The sequence below is a fragment of the Paenibacillus sp. Aloe-11 genome, from assembly GCF_000245715.1.
In the GTDB taxonomy this organism is placed as follows: domain Bacteria; phylum Bacillota; class Bacilli; order Paenibacillales; family Paenibacillaceae; genus Paenibacillus; species Paenibacillus kribbensis.
The window spans coordinates 173,979-194,409 of sequence record NZ_JH601057.1 but is presented as its reverse complement, the minus strand read 5'-3'; the positions used below and the strand labels follow the sequence as shown (position 1 = coordinate 194,409).

General features: G+C 47.8%; 16 protein-coding genes and 1 pseudogene. 16 read left to right on the top strand and 1 reads right to left on the bottom strand.

Annotated elements, in window-relative coordinates; all coding sequences use genetic code 11:
• Positions 1–152: 152 nt before the first annotated feature.
• The 7 genes from WG8_RS18080 to WG8_RS18050 all read left to right on the top strand — a co-directional run bounded on the left by WG8_RS18080 (position 153) and on the right by WG8_RS18050 (position 7,230).
• A complete protein-coding gene (locus WG8_RS18080) occupies positions 153–410 on the top strand; it encodes a post-transcriptional regulator (protein ID WP_007431667.1) in 258 nt (85 codons plus the stop codon).
• A 90-nt stretch (positions 411–500) separates the two neighbouring features.
• A complete protein-coding gene (gene secD, locus WG8_RS18075) occupies positions 501–1,757 on the top strand; it encodes a protein translocase subunit SecD (protein WP_007431666.1) in 1,257 nt (418 codons plus the stop codon).
• A complete protein-coding gene (gene secF / locus WG8_RS18070; protein WP_007431665.1) occupies positions 1,747–2,664 on the top strand; it encodes a protein translocase subunit SecF in 918 nt (305 codons plus the stop codon). Before secD ends, secF begins: the two co-directional genes overlap by 11 nt.
• A 190-nt stretch (positions 2,665–2,854) precedes the next feature.
• Positions 2,855–3,808, top strand: coding sequence for a cation diffusion facilitator family transporter (locus tag WG8_RS18065; protein ID WP_007431664.1), 954 nt, complete (start codon positions 2,855–2,857; stop codon positions 3,806–3,808).
• 33 nt (positions 3,809–3,841) lie between these two features.
• A complete protein-coding gene (gene recJ / locus WG8_RS18060; RefSeq protein WP_007431663.1) occupies positions 3,842–6,238 on the top strand; it encodes a single-stranded-DNA-specific exonuclease RecJ in 2,397 nt (798 codons plus the stop codon).
• Positions 6,239–6,307: 69 nt separating this feature from the next.
• Positions 6,308–6,820, top strand: coding sequence for an adenine phosphoribosyltransferase (locus WG8_RS18055; RefSeq protein WP_007431662.1), 513 nt, complete (start codon positions 6,308–6,310; stop codon positions 6,818–6,820).
• A 125-nt stretch (positions 6,821–6,945) separates the two neighbouring features.
• Positions 6,946–7,230 (top strand): hypothetical protein, encoded by a 285-nt coding sequence (locus WG8_RS18050; RefSeq protein WP_232289125.1) that lies wholly within the window; start codon positions 6,946–6,948, stop codon positions 7,228–7,230.
• A gap of 137 nt (positions 7,231–7,367) precedes the next feature.
• Here the strand turns inward: WG8_RS18050 and uraA are convergent, their stop codons facing one another.
• On the bottom strand, positions 7,368–8,678 hold the full coding sequence (gene uraA / locus WG8_RS18045; RefSeq protein WP_007431660.1) for a uracil permease: 1,311 nt from the start codon (positions 8,676–8,678) through the stop codon (positions 7,368–7,370).
• A gap of 268 nt (positions 8,679–8,946) precedes the next feature.
• Here uraA and WG8_RS18040 point away from each other — a divergent pair, with 268 nt between their 5' ends.
• The 9 genes and pseudogenes from WG8_RS18040 to WG8_RS18010 all read left to right on the top strand — a co-directional run bounded on the left by WG8_RS18040 (position 8,947) and on the right by WG8_RS18010 (position 20,192).
• Positions 8,947–11,124 (top strand): RelA/SpoT family protein, encoded by a 2,178-nt coding sequence (locus tag WG8_RS18040; RefSeq protein WP_007431659.1) that lies wholly within the window; start codon positions 8,947–8,949, stop codon positions 11,122–11,124.
• Positions 11,125–11,263: 139 nt separating this feature from the next.
• Positions 11,264–11,710: a D-aminoacyl-tRNA deacylase gene (gene dtd / locus WG8_RS18035; protein WP_007431658.1), complete on the top strand. Its 447-nt coding sequence runs from the start codon at positions 11,264–11,266 to the stop codon at positions 11,708–11,710.
• Positions 11,711–11,843: 133 nt separating this feature from the next.
• The gene (locus WG8_RS27475; protein WP_007431657.1) at positions 11,844–12,005 is read left to right on the top strand and encodes a hypothetical protein; all 162 of its coding nucleotides are present in this window, start codon (positions 11,844–11,846) and stop codon (positions 12,003–12,005) included.
• Positions 12,006–12,054: 49 nt separating this feature from the next.
• Positions 12,055–12,144, top strand: a pseudogene (locus tag WG8_RS28725) (protease); the annotation flags it as partial.
• A 645-nt stretch (positions 12,145–12,789) separates the two neighbouring features.
• Positions 12,790–14,034 (top strand): histidine--tRNA ligase, encoded by a 1,245-nt coding sequence (hisS, locus tag WG8_RS18030; RefSeq protein ID WP_007431656.1) that lies wholly within the window; start codon positions 12,790–12,792, stop codon positions 14,032–14,034.
• Positions 14,035–14,123: 89 nt separating this feature from the next.
• On the top strand, positions 14,124–15,902 hold the full coding sequence (gene aspS / locus WG8_RS18025) for an aspartate--tRNA ligase (protein WP_007431655.1): 1,779 nt from the start codon (positions 14,124–14,126) through the stop codon (positions 15,900–15,902).
• A gap of 151 nt (positions 15,903–16,053) precedes the next feature.
• Positions 16,054–16,803, top strand: a complete 750-nt coding sequence (locus tag WG8_RS18020) for a tRNA threonylcarbamoyladenosine dehydratase (protein ID WP_007431654.1) — start codon at positions 16,054–16,056, stop codon at positions 16,801–16,803.
• A gap of 175 nt (positions 16,804–16,978) precedes the next feature.
• Positions 16,979–18,277, top strand: a complete 1,299-nt coding sequence (locus WG8_RS18015) for an NCS2 family permease (RefSeq protein ID WP_007431653.1) — start codon at positions 16,979–16,981, stop codon at positions 18,275–18,277.
• Between the two features lie 97 nt (positions 18,278–18,374).
• Positions 18,375–20,192: an ABC transporter ATP-binding protein gene (locus WG8_RS18010; RefSeq protein WP_007431652.1), complete on the top strand. Its 1,818-nt coding sequence runs from the start codon at positions 18,375–18,377 to the stop codon at positions 20,190–20,192.
• Positions 20,193–20,431 lie beyond the last annotated feature (239 nt).

The following is a 20,431-nucleotide window of genomic DNA, read 5'->3' as shown; positions in this document are numbered from 1 at the left end:
CGAAATGAATGCATATATTGTTGATTTACGGCTATTTTCGACAAAAAGAAGGATTTTCCAAGATCAGGATAGAATTGTTATATAAAGCAGTCAATGATCCCGCTAATTGCTGATTTGCGGAAACGGAGTCGCTGGGAGGAGGAACGACCATCGTGGGTATGGAAGAGCTGGATGAGCAGGATTGGGATGACGCCATAGAGATGCTGTGTCAAAGCAAGGCAGACGAGTTGGTTCTCGTAGGCTATGAGCATGTCACAAGTAAGGACGTATGGAATTGTGTTAGCCATAAATATGAAAAGGAGGGGATTCCTCCGCTGCACAAGCTCGTTAACGATATACTTTCCCTTAAAGCGACGAGCTTTATGAACTATTTGACGATGTCCGCATTACGGGGCTCCACTTTCGAATAGAAGGGAGTCTTTTTTTGCGTTCAAATTGACTGCTTTTTGAGGGGTAGCTATAATAGGAATATTGAGAATGAAAGGGGAACATGGGACGGAATGAAAAGAATTCTAAGTTTCATCGTGGTCGTGCTCATAACAACTGGTGTTATGGTCGGGACAAGCCCGGGCCTACTGAACAGTTTAAAACTAGGCCTCGATTTAAAGGGAGGCTTTGAAATTTTATATGAAGCCCAGCCTTTGGAAGCAGGGCAGCGTGTCACCAGCCAGTCTCTTATACAAACAGCTCAAAGTCTGGAGAGACGGATTAACGCGCTTGGTACGACTGAGCCGGAAGTAACAACAGAGGGCAGCAACCGTATTCGCGTGCGGCTTGCTGGTGTCTCTAATGAAGCAGAAGTTCGCTCCATGCTGAAAAAGCCTGCCGAGCTGACATTCCGCAGTGCAACGGCAGCGGATGCTAAAAAGCCGGGTCAATACAGCAAAATTGAGCTCCGCGGTAATGATTTTGTGGAGAATGGTGCTGTTGTTGGCTATAACCAGCTGAACCAGCCTGAAATTAGCATCAAAGTGAAGGATAAAGCCAAATTTGCAGAGATCACAAAGCGACTTCTTAACAAAGAGTTAGCTATTTTCTTGGATGATGATTTACTATCTGCACCAACAGTACGTGGAGAATTGACGGATGGCAGTGCCTCAATTACAGGTAATTACACTCGTGAAGAAGCGAACAAGCTCGCAGATACGATAAACCTGGGAGCTCTTCCACTTAAACTGACGGAAAAATATTCTCAGAGCGTAGGTGCTACACTGGGTCAGCTGTCACTGGATCAAACGATCCGTGCTGGCTTGATCGGCTCGATCATTATTCTGGTATTTATGATTGCGATGTTCCGTGTACCAGGAATAATAGCTAGTTTCTGTCTCATCGTTCATACCTGGTTGGTGCTTGCGATCTTCTATTTGGGTGGCTTCGTGCTTACGCTTCCGGGTATCGCAGCCTTCGTGCTCGGGATCGGGATGGCGGTCGATGCCAATATCATCACGTATGAACGGATTAAAGAAGAAATCAAGTCAGGCAAAACGATTCGTTCTTCTGTCATCGCAGGCAGTAAGGCCTCGTTCCGTACTGTTATGGATGCCAATATTACGACAATTATAGCAGCAGCAGTCATGTTTGGCCTGGGAACAGGTTCCGTTCGTGGATTCGCTCTCGTACTCATCGTTGATATTGTCACCAGTATCTTGACAAATATCTTCTTCTCCCGCTTCTTGCTCAATCTGCTGGTTAAAGCGGATGCTGTGAAGAAGCCAAGTTATTTTGGTGTGAAGGAGAGTGATATCAGTGCGCTTTAATTGGGACTATAAATATGTCAAGATGAGCAAGTGGTTTTATACCTTTTCGATTATTATCACATTGCTCGGTATTTTGAGTTTGTCGATATTCGGTTTGAATTACGGGGTTGATTTCCGTTCCGGCTCCAACGTGGATGTCAATTTGACCAAGGTAGTTACACAGGAGCAGATTCAAACTTTGCTGGACAAGAAGGGAATCGGCAAAGAGGTAGATTTTACACCGGGTAAAGAGCGCTTCGGCATTCGTTTTTCACAGGTATTGACGGACCAGCAAGTGAATGATTTTAAAACCTCTTTCAATAAAGAGCTTGATCCAAAGGCTTCATTTGAGGTCAATACGGTAGATACGGAAATGGCCCAAGAACTGGAGCGAAATGCAATCTGGGCAATCTTGCTGGCCTCAGTGGCCATCGCTGTCTATATCTCGATCCGGTTTGAATGGCGTTTTGCCGTTGCAGCTATTGTTTCGTTGCTGCATGATGCGTTTCTTGTCATCAGTATTTTCTCCATTTTCCGCCTTGAGGTGGATTTGACCTTTATTACTGCAATTCTGACGATTGTCGGTTTCTCCATCAATGATACTGTCGTTATTTTTGACCGTATCCGGGAAAATCTGCGATTTGCGAAGAAGAAGTCCAGAGCCGACTTGGAGCAGGTAGTCGATCATAGTATTGCCCAGACAATGACGCGTTCACTCGCAACCGTGTTTACTGTGTTTATTGCCTCCGTGTGCTTGTTCATTTTTGGGGGCGAGTCGATTCGGATGTTCTCGCTTGCGATGGTTATCGGCTTGCTGTTTGGTGCTTATTCTTCCATTTTCATTGCCAGCCCGCTGTGGGTAGCTTTGAAAGGGAAACAAAAAACGCCGACTGCTGGCGGTGGCACGGTCAAAACTGCAAAGTCTTAAGTTACGCAAATATCAGTAGTATAATTTTAAGAGAAAGCCGCGTCTGCTTGGGCGCGGTTTTCTAAGGTTTGGAGATTACCTTGCGTGGGTGCCCGGGAGCGGCCCATGTATCGTTTGTTTTGAGGGATTCGATTGATTTGGAATGGAGCTTACTGGGAAATGGTCAGTTCAGGATTGAGGGGGAAACGTTGTGAATAGCGAACGCAGCCGATCATTAGAAACTGCAGCGTGGAGCGGGATTGTTGGTAATCTCGCACTAGCTGTTCTCAAGGGGACTGTCGGTTATGCGGCAAACAGCAAAGCATTGTTGGGGGATGCACTGCACACGGCTGCGGATAGTGCTTTCCGTTTGCAGGACCTGTTTTCCAAAGGTGGTACAGGACACGGGGTGCTGGCACGGCTGCGAAATGGTGAAAAGGTTCGGGCTGTCATTTCTGTGGTGCTGTCTATTTTAGTACTGATGAGCGGTCTCCAGCTAGCGATCTCGGCTGTCCGCTCATTGAGCAGCCCGGAACCACAGGCTCCCGATCTGTATGCATTAATTACTGCTTTTGTTGCTTTGGTGCTGAGAGAGGCGTTATTTCAGTTTCAGTATCGCTACTCGATTAAGCATGGTCATAAAGCGGAAGCAGATCTGTACGCTAATCATGAACGATACTCGCTGTATGCATCACTGATTGCATTGATCGGCATGATCGGTGCAATGACTGGTAAAGCGATGGAGTGGCCGGCATTGTTATATCTTGATCCAACCGCAGCTTTGCTGGTAGCTTGTATGGTATTGCGTAAGGGTTATCTGATGGTGATGAATACCGCTTATCAGGCACCGGCGAGGCCCTTGCGGGAGGAAGACTCCCGAGGTTTTATGGAGACGATTCAACGGGTGTATGGTATTGTAACGATTGAACATTTCCATGCCCAGGAAGCGGGCCATTTCATAACAGTGGATGTAACGATTAGTGTAAATCCTCGGATTACGGTGCAGGAAGCACAGCAAATTGCCGATCGGGCTAAAAATTTACTGCTGACCCGTTTTCCACAGGTGACCCATGTACAAATGCAGTTCATTCCCTATCAAGCCGGATATCCTTACAAATCCAATCATGAACTGCCGGATAATGATGTGTCGTCCTTGCTGCAATAATGCAAGGCGATGATGAAAGAAAGGTGAACAGGATTGCTTCATTCGCAGTACAGATGGAAGACCCCGGGAATTAATCTGGCGGCGGCTCAGCCGTTAACAGAAGAGCTGGGGATTTCACCATTGTTGTCCCGGCTTTTAGTAAACCGGGGCGTCACTACAGCCGGGGAAGCAAACCGCTTTTTGTACGGAAGTGTGGATGATATACACGACCCTTATCTGCTTCTTGGCATGAAAGAGGCCGTGCCTAGAATTCGCAAGGCTCTGGAGCACGGCGAGCATATATTAATCTATGGCGATTATGATGCAGACGGAGTATCCAGTACATCATTGATGATTCAGCTTATGCGTTTCCTAAAGGCCTCTTATGATATTTATATTCCCCACCGTTCCAATGAGGGATACGGCCTGCACAATCATGCTCTGGATTGGGCTCATCAGCAGGGAGTTACGCTGGTTATTACGGTAGATACTGGAATTAGTGCAGTTGAGCAAATTGATTATGCAACATCCTTGGGTATCGATGTTATTGTGACCGATCATCATGAGCCGCCTGCTGTGCTTCCCAAGGCGTATACCTTGATTAATCCGAAGCTGCCCGGTTGTCCATACCCATTTAAAGGCCTTGCAGGTGTTGGTGTTGCTCTTAAGCTGGCACAGGCACTGCTGGATGAGGTGCCTGAGGAATGGTTTGAAATCGCCGCTATTGGTACGGTAGCGGATTTGATGCCGTTACATGGCGAGAACCGGGCGGTGGTACGTAGAGGGATTCAATCGATGAAAAGCTCTGCGTTTCCTGGGATTCGGGCGTTGCTTGGTGTAGCAGGTGTGGATATGCCTACAGTGACTTCTGTCAACATCGCATTTGCCTTGGCACCGCGTATTAATGCCAGTGGACGTCTGGATCATGCGGGACGAGCGGTTTCCCTGCTGACGACAGAACAAGATGAAGAAGCGGATCAACTAGCGCATGCGCTCGATCTGCTTAACCGTGAGCGTCAACAGGTGGTCGAACGAATTGTGGAGCAAGCTGAGCAGCAGCTGGCAGCCAAGCTGAATGGAGGCAAGCTCCCCTCAGTTATTGTTTTGGCCGGTGAAGGCTGGAACGTGGGGGTCGTCGGCATTGTGGCGTCCAAGCTATTGGATCGCCATTATCGTCCAACCATTATTCTTGGGATAGATGCCGAGACAGGGATGTGTAAAGGTTCTGCTCGTTCTATCCCTGCATTGGATATCTACAGTGCTCTTACCGACAGCCATGAGCTGATGGAGCATTTTGGCGGTCATCCTTCGGCTGCGGGTATGACGCTGAGCCGTGACAATCTGGAATTGTTCGAGGAGCGGCTTAACCGCTATGCCGGTTCAATTTTGATACCGGAAGACCTTATTCCGGTAGCTGAAGCAGATATGGTCTGTCGTCTGGACGAGGTATCTTTACAGGCGGTTGAAGAACTGGAATTGTTGCAACCCTTTGGTATGGGGAACCCTTCTCCACGATTCGTATTACAGGGTCTCCAATTACGCGAGGCTCGTAAAATGGGACGTGAGAAAAATCATGTGAAGCTTCTGCTGGAGCAGAACGGACAATCGCTGGATGCGATTGCCTTTCAGCGTGGCGATTTGGCTGATTTTTTACAGCAGCAAACCGAGCTGGACCTGCTGGGTGAGCTGTCCATTAATGAGTGGAATGGCAAACGGTCTCTCCAACTGATGATGCAGGATATTCGTGTGCAGGCCCCGCAAATTTTTGATTATCGCGGAGTCTCGAATCCTATTGCCGAGTTGGAACGAGGCTTGAACATTTTTCATCCGCGTGTAGAGGAGAGAAAAAATGACGTTGCGGTGTTGATACATCCGTCATCCACACTTCGTCCAACGGGTTCTGTGAACACTGAATTCATATGGTTATACGATAAGGATGGTACTGTTACTCCCAGCAATGGTCAAAGGGATGCGCAGCAATCTGTGAAGTCACTGTTCGTGCTGGAGCCACCGGAAACGCCGGAGCAGCTACAGGCAGTATGGTCTACCTTTGAAAATGTAGAAAATGTATTTCTCTTGCATTCGGTCAATGAACGTGCCGGTCGGCTCGTAATCCCTGACAGGGAGCTGTTCAAGCGTATTTATGTTGTGCTTTCCCGCATGGGAACACAGCCTGTTGACGAAAAAGCAATGCTGCCTGCTCTTAGTCGGCAATGTTCCTGTTCAGTACGTATGTTATCCAAAGTGCTGGACATCTTCGAGGAGCTTGAGTTTATGACGCGTGCAGAAGGGCAATTTTGTTTTGTACCCAATCCGCCCAAGCGTGATTTAACGACTTCTCCGCGCTATCAGGAATTATATGATATGGCTGAAATGGAGCGTTATTTACTGGATTCGGATACAACCCAGATGACGAATTGGATCATGTCGCTGATGAAGGGTGCTTCTTAGGGCGCTGCCTCAAGCTTATTTTGTAGGATGGATATACTAATTTAGAAGTTTACAGTAGGAGGAACTAAGTTGGACTACAAAGAATATATTCGAGTGATTCCCGATTTTCCACAACCAGGAATTAGTTTTAAAGACATTACGACCTTGATGAAAAACGGTGAGCTGTACCGCAAGGCAATCAACGATATGAAGGAACTGGTATCGGATTTGAAAATTGATTTGATTGCGGGTCCCGAGGCACGCGGATTTGTCGTGGGTGCGCCCCTGGCCTATGCTCTTGGCGTTGGTTTTATTCCTATTCGTAAAAGTGGAAAGCTGCCTGGGGAAACCATTGAAGAAGCATATGGTTTGGAATATGGCAAGGATATGCTTGCTATGCATAAGGATGCTATTGAGCCAGGGCAAAATGTATTGATTGCGGATGACCTGCTTGCTACAGGTGGAACCATTGCTACATCTGTGAACTTGGTGCGTCAGCTTGGTGGAAATGTGGTGGGAGCTGCTTTTCTTATAGAGCTGTCTGAACTCAACGGTCGGGCAAAACTGCCTGACGTAGATGTGTTCACCCTGATTAAATATTAGGACTTTGGAAATCCGGGGTTTTCCCGGGAAATATTTATGTATGGATCACCTAAATAGTCCGATGGAACATCTCTTTATCTAAAGAGTTGCTCCATCGGACTATTTTGTTTTGTGTAATACATTAGGTGGAGCAGCACTTTGCTGCCATGAATCAGGATATCCAGCAGATAGTAGTAGAGGTACAGGAGGTTTCTTCAGCTTCAGAGGAAATGACAGCAAGTTCTGAGGTAGTTGCGGCATCCATTAGTTATCTTGCCGATATTGCTAAAGCTTCTTCTGAACGTGCTGGGCAAGCCGCTGACCGATCCCAACGTCAGTTGAATGCTTTGGAGGGTCTGGATAGCTCGGCCAAGTCGCTTACAGGTGTTTCTGACACATTCAACCAGGTGTTATCTCGTTTTCGTGTGTGATTTTAATCTTAAATTATAAGAGATGAATTAAAAAAACGCCGTCCACGCAGGTACTAACCAACACTCTTGGATGTTAGACAAGTGCGTGATGGACCCGTATCTCATAGAGTCGGCGTTTTCATGTAAAGGAACAGGTACTAATCCGGTGTTTTTTCCGTTAAAGGCTCCTGTGTTTTATCATTCGACCAGCCGAGCACGTCAATCAGCTTGAAGAACAGGCTGAGGACGATGCCGATGATTGTTGCCAGCGCCATACCTTTCAGGGTAACCGCGCCCCATGTGAGTGTCGTACGGCTGATTCCGACAACAAGTACGATGGTAGCGAGCAGCATATTGGTCGGTTTGGCGAAATCCACCTTTTGCTCGACAAAGATTCTCAGACCAGAGGCAGCGATGACACCGAACAACAGCAAGGATACGCCACCCATGACTGGAGCCGGGATGTTCGAAACAATTGCTGAGAAGGTGCCTGAGAAGGAGAGCAGGATGGCAATCACTGCGGCTCCGCCAATGACCCAAACAGAGTACACCTTCGTTAGTGCCATGACACCGATGTTTTCACCATAGGTTGTATTGGGCGTAGAGCCGACAAAGCCGGAAATCACAGTGGAAATACCGTTACCCAACAGTGAACGATGCAGGCCGGGATCTTTGGACAGCTCGCGTCCGACAATGTTGCTGGTTACGAGCAAATGACCAATATGCTCCACGATGACGACCAGTGCGACAGGAAGAATTGTCAGCATAGCCGAGGTATTAAATACTGGAGTGGTAATGACAGGATGTCCAAATAAGGGAGCATCCGCAATGGCCTGTGTATTGACCATACCCATAAAATAAGCAAGCACATAGCCGACCACAATACCGATCAAGATATGGATTATTTTGGCAAATCCACGGAACAGCACCGCACCCAGAATAGTGACTCCGAGTGTAACAAGGGAAAGGGTAATGGTTTTGGGATCTGGAGACCAGGCTTTAGTAGGGTCCGAATTGATAATACCTGCCATGCCTGCTGCAACCGGAACCAGCTCCAGTCCGATCAGAGCTACAATGGAGCCCATGACTGCGGGTGGGAATACCACGTCCAGCCAACGGGTTCCAGCATATTTGATCACCAGTGCGACCAGGCAAAAAATAACACCCGTCGCGATGAAAGCACCGAGGGCCATAGCGTAACCGTTAACGCCTGGATTGCTTTTAAGCACAAGACTAACGGGAGCGATAAAAGCGAAGCTGGAGCCGAGATAGGCGGGAATTTTGCCACGGCAGATCCATATGTACAGCAGTGTGCCAATACCGTTCATCAGCAAAATCATGCCGGGATCGACACCGAAAATATTTGGCACCAGCACGGTGCTGCCAAACATGGCAAACAAATGCTGTAGGCTGAGCAGGAACCCGGGTCCTGCCGGAAGCTTTTCATTAACTTGAATTTCGCGTTGCAACGCAGTTCACTCCTTAGTTCGTTCAATTATTCTTATATACATTAATTACTTTTCGTAATTTTTTCAATACAATTCGTTTTATTTCGTCAACATTCCTGATTTACTGGTCTATTTGTGACGGAATAACACGACAATACCCAACCTGTAATAGTTGACGTGTGACGTAGTAACCGTCATAATTATAGGAAATCACTTTTAAAAGGGAACCTTTGCGCGACATTGATCGGCGGGTTCCATTTTGCATAGAAAGGACACGGAATAGAGCAGAATGGGGATAGAGCAATTACTTAAAAAGGCCGGGGCCTATACCAGAGAAGCAGATCTTATCCGCATCAGGGACGCCTATGATTTTGCCGAGCAGGCCCATTCGGGGCAGACGCGCAAGTCCGGTGAACCTTATATTCTGCATCCGCTTGCGGTTGCTGATATCGTCGTTAATATGCAGATGGATACCATCTCCATTATCGCCGCTCTTTTGCATGATGTTGTGGAGGATACGACGGTGTCTTTGGCGCAGATTCGCGAGCATTTTGGCGATACATGTGCGATGCTTGTCGATGGTTTGACGAAGCTGGAGCGTATCCAGTTCCGTTCCAAGGAAGAACAGCAGAACGAAAATTATCGAAAAATGTTTATTGCCATGGCACAGGACATTCGTGTCATTGTTATTAAGCTGGCGGACCGTTTGCATAATATGCGCACCTTGAAATATCAGTCGGAGGAAAGCCAGCGCCGAATTGCTTATGAAACGCTGGAGATTTTCTGCCCGATTGCGAACCGCTTAGGTATTTCAGCGATTAAATGGGAAATGGAAGATATTGCTCTTCGCTATCTGAATCCTCAGCAGTATTATCGCATCGCTAATTTGATGCATAAGAAACGGGCAGAGCGGGAGCAATTTATTGATAATGTTATTGTACGTATCAGGGAAAAACTGGAAGAAATGGGCATTCAGGCTGATCTTTCCGGGCGTCCCAAGCACATTTACAGTGTGTTTAAAAAAATGACAACGAAGAACAAGCAATTCAATGAAATATATGATTTGCTGGCGATTCGTATTATTGTGGATAACATTAAGGACTGTTATGCCACTCTGGGGATTATCCATACGTTGTGGAAGCCTATGCCAGGACGGTTTAAGGATTATATTGCCATGCCTAAGGCCAATATGTATCAGTCCCTTCATACAACAGTCGTGGGCCCCAACGGGGAACCTACCGAGGTGCAAATTCGCACGGTGGATATGCATCGCACAGCTGAATTCGGGATTGCGGCCCATTGGGCTTATAAAGAAGGCAACGGAGCCAATAACACGAACTTTGAGGATAAAATCACTTTTTTTCGAGAAATTCTGGAGCTGCAAAATGAGGCGAAGGACGCGTCGGAATTTGTGGAATCGCTCAAAATGGACTTTTTCTCGGACCTTGTGTTTGTGTTCACTCCAAAAGGGGAAGTCATTGAGCTGCCTGCCGGATCGGTTCCGCTGGACTTTGCTTTCCGTATTCATACTGAAGTTGGTAACCGAACGATTGGCTCCAAGGTAAACGGAAGAATTGTGCCACTGGACTATCGGCTTAAAACCGGCGATATCGTCGAAATTATGACGTCCAAGCATTCTTATGGACCTAGTCAGGACTGGATCAAAATTGCCCAGTCCTCTCACGCGCGCAGTAAAATCAAGCAATGGTTTAAGAAAGAAAAGCGCGAGGAGAATATCGAAAAAGGCCGTGAGAATCTGGAGCGTGAGCTCAAAAAACGTGATATAGAGCCTTCGATATGGATGAGTGACGATAAGCTTCAGGAAGTGGCAGCTAAATTCTCTTTCAACGATATAGAGGATATGCTGTCTGCGATTGGCTTTGGCGGCATCACCGCAGCTCAGGTCTGTACACGTCTGACAGAGAAGCTGCGCAAGGAGCAGGAAGAGGCACGGCTAATCGAGCTGACCACCGAGGTCAAGGAGTACAAGCCGCAGGGCGAACGTAAAAAAACACCGACCAACGGCGTCAGCGTCAGAGGTGTCGACAATTTACTCGTTCGTTTTGCACGATGTTGCAATCCCGTGCCGGGAGACGACATTATCGGTTATGTAACACGTGGCCGCGGCGTATCGGTTCACCGGACAGATTGCCCGAATATTCCTGCGGGTACGGGGGAAGATCAGGCTCGTGTGATCGAGGTTGAGTGGGAGGAAGCAGCAGAGGTCAATTACAGCGTCGATATTGAGATTACAGGACATGACCGCAACGGTCTGCTGAACGAAGTGCTTCAGGCTATATCCGAGAACAAAACCAGCTTCTCGGCCGTTACAGGCCGTACCGACAAAAACAAAATGGCGATGATTCACATTACGATTCTCATTCGCAATACGGATCATTTGCATTCTGTTGTCGAACGGATCAAACGGGTGAAAGATGTATATACCGTGCATCGGATTATGCAATAACCTTGTAAGCGTGAAAAAAGGCTTGTAGCCTTGTGTAGCGCATTTGGGTATAAAGCCCCCCATAGGTCGCTATGAGAAGTCGTGCTGCGGCTGCAGGCACCTTTTAAAGGGGAAAGTTAAAGGAGACAGCGGATAGTCGATGAAAATCATCATTCAGCGCTGTAAAGACGCTCAGGTAACGGTTAATCAAAAGGTGGTCGGCAAGATCGGAACCGGATTAATGCTGCTGGTCGGTATAGGTCAGGGAGATACGGCGGCTGATGCCGTTTATTTGGCGGATAAAACAGCGGGATTACGCATATTTGATGATGCTGAAGGTAAAATGAACGACAGTGTGCTGGATATCGGCGGGTCCATTTTGTCGGTCTCTCAGTTTACATTGTATGGTGACTGCCGTAAGGGGAGAAGGCCTAATTTTATGGGAGCGGCCAAGCCTGAGGAAGCAGAGAAGTTGTATGATTTTTTCAACAGCCAGCTTCGAGCCAAGGGTCTGGAGGTCGAGACGGGTATTTTTGGGGCGATGATGGATGTATCATTAACCAACTGGGGCCCGGTGACGCTGATTCTGGATAGCGAACGTTCGTAGGTACACGTTGTTGGTTCGTGGGCATGGATCAGCACGAAGCAGAATAAAATGACCGTTCATGGAGACGATAATGTTATCCCAACTGGTGATAAGCCGGGTGGATAGCCTTAAGGGTGACAGGAGAGACAAAGCAATGCGTCAAATCCCAAAAATGGACGGTTATCGAAGCGCTACACTGCTTTTCCCCGGTAGTATTCAGGAGGCGATCAGCCTTACCCGCGATGCTGATACGTTATTGCAGCATGCTGCAGCAGCCATGAACAAGCCTGGGCACGGTGCTTTGCCGCGTAGGTAAGGCATGATATCTATCACGCAGTGAAGGAGCCGAAAGGCTCTTTTTCTTATTGGCTGGCCAGTTTGAGGATTCTGAAATGCAGGTACCCTACGATGAATTGAAGAAGGCTGGACATAAGGCAGATATTATTGGGTTCAGATTGTAAATTGTCAATTGTCGATACTTGAGGAATATAGTCTGCTGTAGAGTGGTTGTAATACAAATGTAATATTCGAAACATCATTCCTTAATATTCGTTGATTATAATAACAGCATGACCCCCTTTTGATATATCTTTTGAACCTGTGGACCGTTTCCGCAGGTTTTTTTCTTTTTATAGGACCTATTTGTTTGATTCTAGAGGGAATGTCTTGACTTTGTCGAAGCAGTTCATTAAAATCATAAAATAATGAAAAATGATTTGATGACGGGACCAAGTACTCCGAACCCACAAGCGCAGAGAGGAATTTCCAGGCTGTAAAAATTCCCTTGATGAGCGGACGAATGACCTCCCCGAGAACAGGCGGCGAACAATTGAGGAGCACCTGCCGAGAGCGCACGGGTAACTGTGCCAAACAGCGGACCATCCTGCATAATAGCCGTACTGCGCGTTACGGGCGTTATACGTATGAGCGGAGTCAGTGTAAGGCTGACGGGCACTGAGCGTTTTTTACGCGCTGGTTGTCCGGGAAACTCCGGAATGTGGGTGGTACCACGGGTGATTTGTAAACGACAATCCCTCGTCCCTGTTAATTTTAACAGGGCGAGGGATTTTTTTGTTTTTATTAAGAGGGGGGATACGTTAATGGCCTTTCAGAAGCCGACAGGAACGCAGGATTTGCTGCCGGGCAATGTAGAAAGATGGCAGGTTGTCGAGGAAAAAGCCCGTGAAATCAGCCGCCGCTTTAATTACCGCGAAATCCGTACACCGATGTTCGAACAAACAAATTTGTTCGTTCGGGGTGTGGGTGAAACGACGGACGTGGTGGAAAAGGAAATGTATACTTTTGAGGATAAAGGCAAACGCAGCATGACGCTGCGTCCGGAGGGGACAGCAGGGGTTGTCCGCTCTTATGTGGAGAATAAGTTGTACGGTGAGCCGGATGTGACCAAGCTGTATTATATTGGACCTATGTTCCGATATGAACGTCCACAGGCTGGACGTCAGCGTCAATTTCACCAATTTGGCATTGAAGCATTTGGAGCGGTTGATCCGGCGCTGGATGCAGAGGTTATCGCTTTCGGGTACCAGTTCTGCCGTGAGCTGGGTTTGAAAGGGGTAAAGGTGGAGATTAACTCCGTTGGCAATGCAGCCAGCCGTGCGGCCTATCGTCAACATCTGGTCGACTTCCTGTTGCCTATTAAGGATACGTTGACCAAGGAGAGCCAAGCACGGATTGACCGCAATCCGCTGCGGGTGCTGGATAGCAAAGATGATCAGGACAAATTTGGCGGTGCGCCTTCTATTTTGGATAGCCTGGATGAGGAATCCCGCACACACTTTGAGAAAGTAAAGCAAAATCTGGATGCCATGGGCGTGGAATATACAGTCAACCCGCGTTTGGTGCGGGGGCTGGATTATTATACGCTGACAGCGTTCGAATTCAAAGCCGAAGGTATTGGTGCCATTGACACGATCGGTGGAGGCGGCCGTTACAACGGATTGGTTGGAGAACTGGGAGGACCGGATCAGCCGGGTATCGGCTTCGGTATTGGCCTGGAGCGCATTCAGTTGATCCTGGAGCATCAGGGTATCCAACTGAACGAAACCAAGCCGCTGGATGTTTATATGGTGGCATTGGGTGAAGCGGCAGAAACGGAAGTGACCAGACAGCTGTTTAAGCTGCGTCAAGCCGGATTTTCCGCAGAGCGAGATTATCTGGGCCGTAAAATGAAGGCACAGATGAAATCAGCTGATCGCTTTAAAGCGAGATATACTGCAATTCTGGGTGAGGATGAGCTGGCTCAGGGTGAGATTGCACTGAAAAACATGGAAACTGGCGAGCAGCGTACTGTGAAGCTGGATCAGCTGGTGGAAGAGCTGGGCTAAAGAACATGATGTAGCATCAGTCGGGGGGCAGCTTCCTTCGATGGATTCACATAGCATGAACCACTAAAACATAAACAGGAGTGTGTATGATGAAAAGGAGTCATCAATGCGGCGCATTAACCGATGCGCATATCGGAGAAACAGTTACATTGAACGGTTGGGTACAGACCCGTCGTGACTTGGGAGGCGTACTTTTTATCGATCTGCGTGACCGCAGCGGAATTGTACAAATTGTGTTTAACCCGGCATATTCTGGTGACGCACTGCAAATTGCGGACCGTGTTCGCAGTGAATATGTGCTTGAGGTTACTGGTACTGTTGTCAAGCGTGATGCAGAAACGATTAACCCGAACCTGCCGACAGGTGAAATTGAAGTGCGCGTCACTGAAATCGAAGTATTGAATGCATCCAAAACACCTCCATTCTTCATTGAAGATGGCGTAGAAGTAGACGAGTCGCTGCGTTTGAAATACCGTTATCTGGACCTGCGTCGTCCTGAGATGCATCAGACCTTGAAGCTGCGTTCCAAAGCGGCTAAGGTGTTCCGTGACTTCCTGGACGGTGAAGAGTTCATCGAGGTGGAAACACCGATCTTGACGAAAAGCTCGCCGGAGGGCGCACGTGACTATCTGGTGCCTAGCCGAGTACATGAAGGCGAGTTTTTCGCCTTGCCGCAATCGCCACAACTGTACAAGCAATTGCTGATGGTGGGCGGCCTGGAGCGCTACTATCAAATTGCTCGTTGTTTCCGTGATGAAGACTTGCGTGCTGACCGCCAGCCTGAATTTACGCAGGTCGACATTGAAACCTCCTTTATGCAACAGGATGACTTGCTGCCGATGATGGAGCGTCTTATGGTCAAGCTGTTCAAAGAGACGATTGGTGTAGAACTGGAAACACCGTTCCAACGAATTACACATGCAGAGGCAATGGACAAGTACGGCTCTGACAAGCCAGACCTGCGTTTTGGTCTTGAACTGATTAAAGTAAGTGATATCGTGGCAACCAGTGGTGTCAAAGTGTTCGCTTCCGTCATTGAAAAGGGTGGCGAGGTCAAGGTCCTCAATGCCAAAGGATGCGGCACATGGAGCCGTAAGGACATTGATGATCTGGGTCCTTACGCTGCACGCTATGGAGCTAAGGGCTTGGCCTGGATTCAAGTGAAGGAAGGCGAATTCAAGGGGCCTATCGTTAAATTCTTTACACCGGAAGAAATCGAAGTATTGAAGGAGCGCACGGGAGCTGAAGAAGGCGACCTGTTGCTCTTCTCTGCGGATAATAAAAAAGTCGTTGCAGATGTATTGGGTGCGCTTCGTCTGAAAATTGGCCGTCATCTGGGACTGATCGACGACAACACATTCAAATTTGCATGGGTCGTGGACTTCCCGCTTCTTGGCTATGACGAAGAACAAAAACGTTATGTGGCGGAACACCATCCGTTCACTCGTCCGAAGGACGAAGACCTTGCCCTCTTGGACACAGATCCAGGTCAGGTTCGTGCTCAGGCTTATGACATCGTACTGAATGGCTACGAAGTGGGCGGCGGCTCGATGCGGATTTACAAGCGTGAAGTTCAGGAGAAAATGTTCAAAGCACTCAACCTGCCGCCGGAAGAAGTGAAGGATAAATTCGGGTACCTGCTGGATGCGTTCGAATATGGTACACCTCCACATGGTGGCATTGCCTTCGGTTTTGATCGACTTGTGATGCTGCTTGCAGGTCGTACGAACCTGCGTGAAACCATCGCATTCCCGAAAACAGCCAGTGCGACAGACCTGCTGATGGATGCACCATCCGAAGTGGATCATGCCCAATTGGAGCAGCTTCATATTCGTCTTGCTCCGAAGCCTGTTGCGCCTAAAGCCTAAGACCAACGTGAGGCTTAACAAGTGCCATTCATTGACTTGTGAATAGCTTATAAAATGCCATGAACCCGTTACCCTTTTTTGGATAATGGGTTCGTGGTTTGTATGCTAGTGTTTAAGCCTAAAGTTAAAATCAGTAAGGAGGATATACCACATGCTGCATCAATTTTCACGAACGGAGCTGGCAATTGGCTCTGAGGGTCTGGAAGCTATGAAGAATAGTACGGTAGCCGTGCTGGGTATTGGCGGTGTCGGTTCGATTGCAGTCGAAGCACTGGCCCGGACGGGTATTGGACGTATTATTTTGATTGATAAAGATGTCGTAGACATCACCAACATTAACCGTCAGATTCACGCACTGACAACAACGGTAGGTCAAAAAAAGGCTGATCTGATGGTAGAGCGCGTAAAGCTGATTAACCCTGAATGTGAAGCTATTGCATTGAACATGTTTTACACCGAAGAAACTTATGAAGAGTTGTTTAAATACGATCTGGATTATGTGCTGGATGCCTCGGATACCATTATTTACAAAATTCATTTGATCAAGGAATGTCTAAAACGCGGGATTCCGATGATCTCCAGCATGGGTGCTGCCAACAAAATGGACCCAAGCCGTTTTAAGGTGGTGGATATTTCCCAGACGAGAATGGACCCGATTGCCCGTGTCATTCGGACCAAGCTGCGTAAGGAAGGCATTACCAAAGGCGTCAAGGTCGTCTTCTCCGATGAGGAGCCAATGAAGCCGCGTGAGGACATTACGAAAAAAATCGTACCTGCGAACGCACCGGAAATCCGGAAAGCGAAGCAGCCGCCTGCGAGCAATGCTTTTGTGCCTCCGGTAGCAGGCTTGATCATGGTCGGTGCAGCCGTCAAGGATTTGCTGGAGCGTGCTGGCGTGTAGTCTCAAAGATAGCATGGCTGTATATTTGTAGATTCTGTAGCTGTATGGATTTACTTTAAAGACCTGTAGTTCTGTGCGGCACATTCACCTGTGTCACAGTTAACTGCAGCTCTTTTTGTTTGGAATAACGTAGTTTGCTGCAACCAGATTGGACAACGTGCTGGAGGGTATTACTATGAAGGGTGGACTATGGTCCAGAAGTCTCGGTTTCAAACCCGAGCATCATTGGAAAAAGGAATTGGCCGCTGGCGCCATTTCTTATTTTTCCGTTGTATATATTGTGATGGTCAATGCGACCATTTTGGCAGATGCTGGGATTCCCCTGCAAGGGGCGATGCTCGGGACACTGCTCACGTCCATGATCGGCTGTCTGCTGATGGCTTTTGGTGGCAAATCCCCCATGGTCGTTGTGCCAGGGATGGGGATCAATGCTTTTTTTACTTATACGCTCGTACATTCGATGAAGCTGAGCTGGCAGGAAGCGTTGATGGTGGTAAGCATCACCGGAATGTTATTCGCCATTGTAGCATTTACATCTTTGTACAAGCTGATTAGCCAGGCCATTCCTCATAATTTGCAGCATGGAATTACGGTAGGAATCGGCTTGTTTTTAACCTTTATTGGATTACAAAAAAGCGGTATCGTGATTGCTCATCAAACGACCTTTGTGGCCATCGGTCATTTTAATGACCCTAAGGTGATCACGGCTTGTGCAACGTTGCTGCTGGCTATTGTGTTGTTTGTCCGTAACGTTCAGGGGGGGCTGCTGATCAGCATTCTGGCAGGAACCGGACTTGCTTACGTACTGGGAGCTGTTGAGCCGACAAGTACAGTGCGAACCTCTGAAACCGTGCAGCAATACGGGCAATTGTTTGGAGCACTGTCCTTTTCGGGCATCGCTTCGGTAGCCTTCTGGATCGCTGTTTTTCTCCTGCTGTTGATTGTACTGTTTGAGAATATTGGTATGATTACTGCGCAGACCAACATGATTGGAAGACCGGACACCTTTAAGAATAGTTTGCGTGTATTGGCGGTGACCAATATTTTTGCCGGTATTTTAGGCAGCAGTCCGGCGGTAGCTGCGGCGGAATCGACAGCCGGTATTGCAGCAGGGGGACGTTCGGGAGTGACACCGTTAGTAACTGCTATATTATTCGGGGCTACGTTCTTCTGCATTCCACTGCTGGCTTACATTCCTGATAGTGCCATTGCCCCTGTATTAATCATTATTGGCGGGCTTATGGTGCAAAATGTGCGTGAGATGGATTTTAGTGATTTTACCGAGGCGTTTCCTGCATTTCTGATTATGGTAATGATGCCCTTTACTTACAGCATTGTCGACGGGATGGCCTTTGGTTTTATTGCATACCCCGTAGCCAAGCTGGCAGCAGGACGAGGCAAGGAAGTGCCTGTCGCATTGTATATCATATCTGTACTGTTCGTGGCTAACTTTGTACTTCATTCTCTGGTGTAGTAAACTCGAAGATAGGCTGTACTGTTCATACCCGCGCAGAGCGCGGGTGTTGTTGTTTGGACAAGAATGGTCAGAATGGAAGCGGGGGTGATGGTTTATGGAAAATGAGCATCATGTACAGCAAGATGAACAACAAAGCTGGGAGAAGGAAAAAACAGGTAAAAGACCCGATAAGGCTGGCATGAGCCGGTTTATCAAATTAATTGCGAGTGCGCATCCGCCCAAGGCTATTCTCACCATTGCCATGATTCTGACCCTGGTTCAGACGATTGCCGGTTTAATTGTACCGCTGATGACCAAGGGACTAATCGATGGTTTGACCTTTTCTTCACTGAACCGTATGGTCATTTTTGGCTTGCTAGGCGCGTTTGTGCTTCAAGCTGTGGCTTCGGCGGTTTCAATTTATATGCTGAACTATGCCGGACACAAAATTGTGGCTAATTTGCGCAAACGCTTATGGCATAAAATTTTGTCTCTCCCCATCCCGTACTTTGATCGGAATCGGTCAGGAGATACGATGAGTCGTGTCACCAATGATACTAGCCTGATTATGAACCTCATTACAGAGTATCTTGTCAACCTGATTTCTAATGTGATTGCAATTATTGGCGGTATTGCGTTGTTATTTTATCTGGATTGGGTTATGACACTCATTATTATGACTATTGTTCCGCTAACAGCTCTTATTTTGTTTCCCGTAGGACGGAAAATGTACAGCATCTCCAAAAAGCAGCAGGATGAGATGGCAGATCTGACCTCAGTGCTGACCCAGGTTATCGGTGAAATCAGGCTAGTGAAGGCTTACGGAACAGAAAGCCGAGAAGCGAAGGCCGGAGAGGATCGTATCTACCGGATGTTCCGCTTTGGTCTACAGGAATCCCGTATTTTGGCTCTTGTAGGACCCATCTCTACCTTCTTGCTGACCGCAGTGCTGGTCATTATTTTGGGTGTAGGTGGTGTACGGGTGGCATCAGGCGTGCTGACAGCCGGGGATTTAGTGGCTTTTATTTTACTGCTGTTTCAAGTGATTACACCTATGGCACAGTTTACAACCTTGTATTCTCGTTTGCAAAAGGTGGTTGGAGCTACTGAACGGATTCAGACGATTTTGGATCATGAAGAGGAGCCGCTTGAATTGAAGCAGGAAGCAGCAAAAGAGAGCAGGGATATTGTACTGCGTGATGTTGCTTTTTCCTATACCGAAGGAGAAGAGGTTCTTCATAAGGCGAGTTTGGTCATTCCAGCTAACCGCACAACAGCGTTCGTAGGTCCGAGTGGAAGTGGCAAATCGACTCTGTTTTCATTGCTGGAGCGCTTTTATGTGCCAGATGTCGGGGAAATCTGTTATGGAGATGAGCCGATATCGTCATATACGCTATCCTCCTGGCGTTCCAAAATCGGTTATGTGTCGCAGGAAAGCTCCATGATGACTGGAACAGTCAGAGATAATATCACGTATGGCTTGGGACGGGAAGTTGATTTGGAAGAGGTAAGACAAGCAGCCAAGATGGCATATGCAGATACGTTTATTATGGATTTGCCTCAAGGCTATGATACTGAGGTAGGGGAACGGGGGATGAAGCTGTCCGGCGGGCAGCGCCAACGGATTGCCATTGCGCGTGCGCTTCTTCGCAGCCCGGACATTCTCATGCTGGATGAGGCTACCTCCAGTTTGGACAGCTCATCTGAGCATGAGGTACAGAAGGCGCTGGCGAACCTGATGGAAGGACGAACGACGATTGTCATCGCTCACCGTTTGTCAACGGTCGTTCACTCCGATCAGATTATCGTGTTGGACAAGGGCAAGGTGACGGGTGCAGGAACTCATGCCGAGTTAATAGAGTCCCATCAGGTATATCGCGAGCTGGCTCAAAAGCAGTTTGTGGAGATGAGAGAAAAGAGTATGGAGCATTAGAGACCGCTGCGCGTGTGATTTGATCCTCCGATCGCTGTTGCCTTTGAATTCCTCTGATTCTAAACGAGAACAAGGGGGGAATTCAGAGGCAAAGGCGAACGCTCCGCTTCTCCACATTCCAATCATCCGCTTCGCTGATGCCGCAAAGGTCCATACTTTGCTGGAAGAGCAGGGACAAAGAAATAATGTGAATGAAGGCTATGTAGAGTGAGCTTTGGGTTTTTAGAGGATTAGTGTGA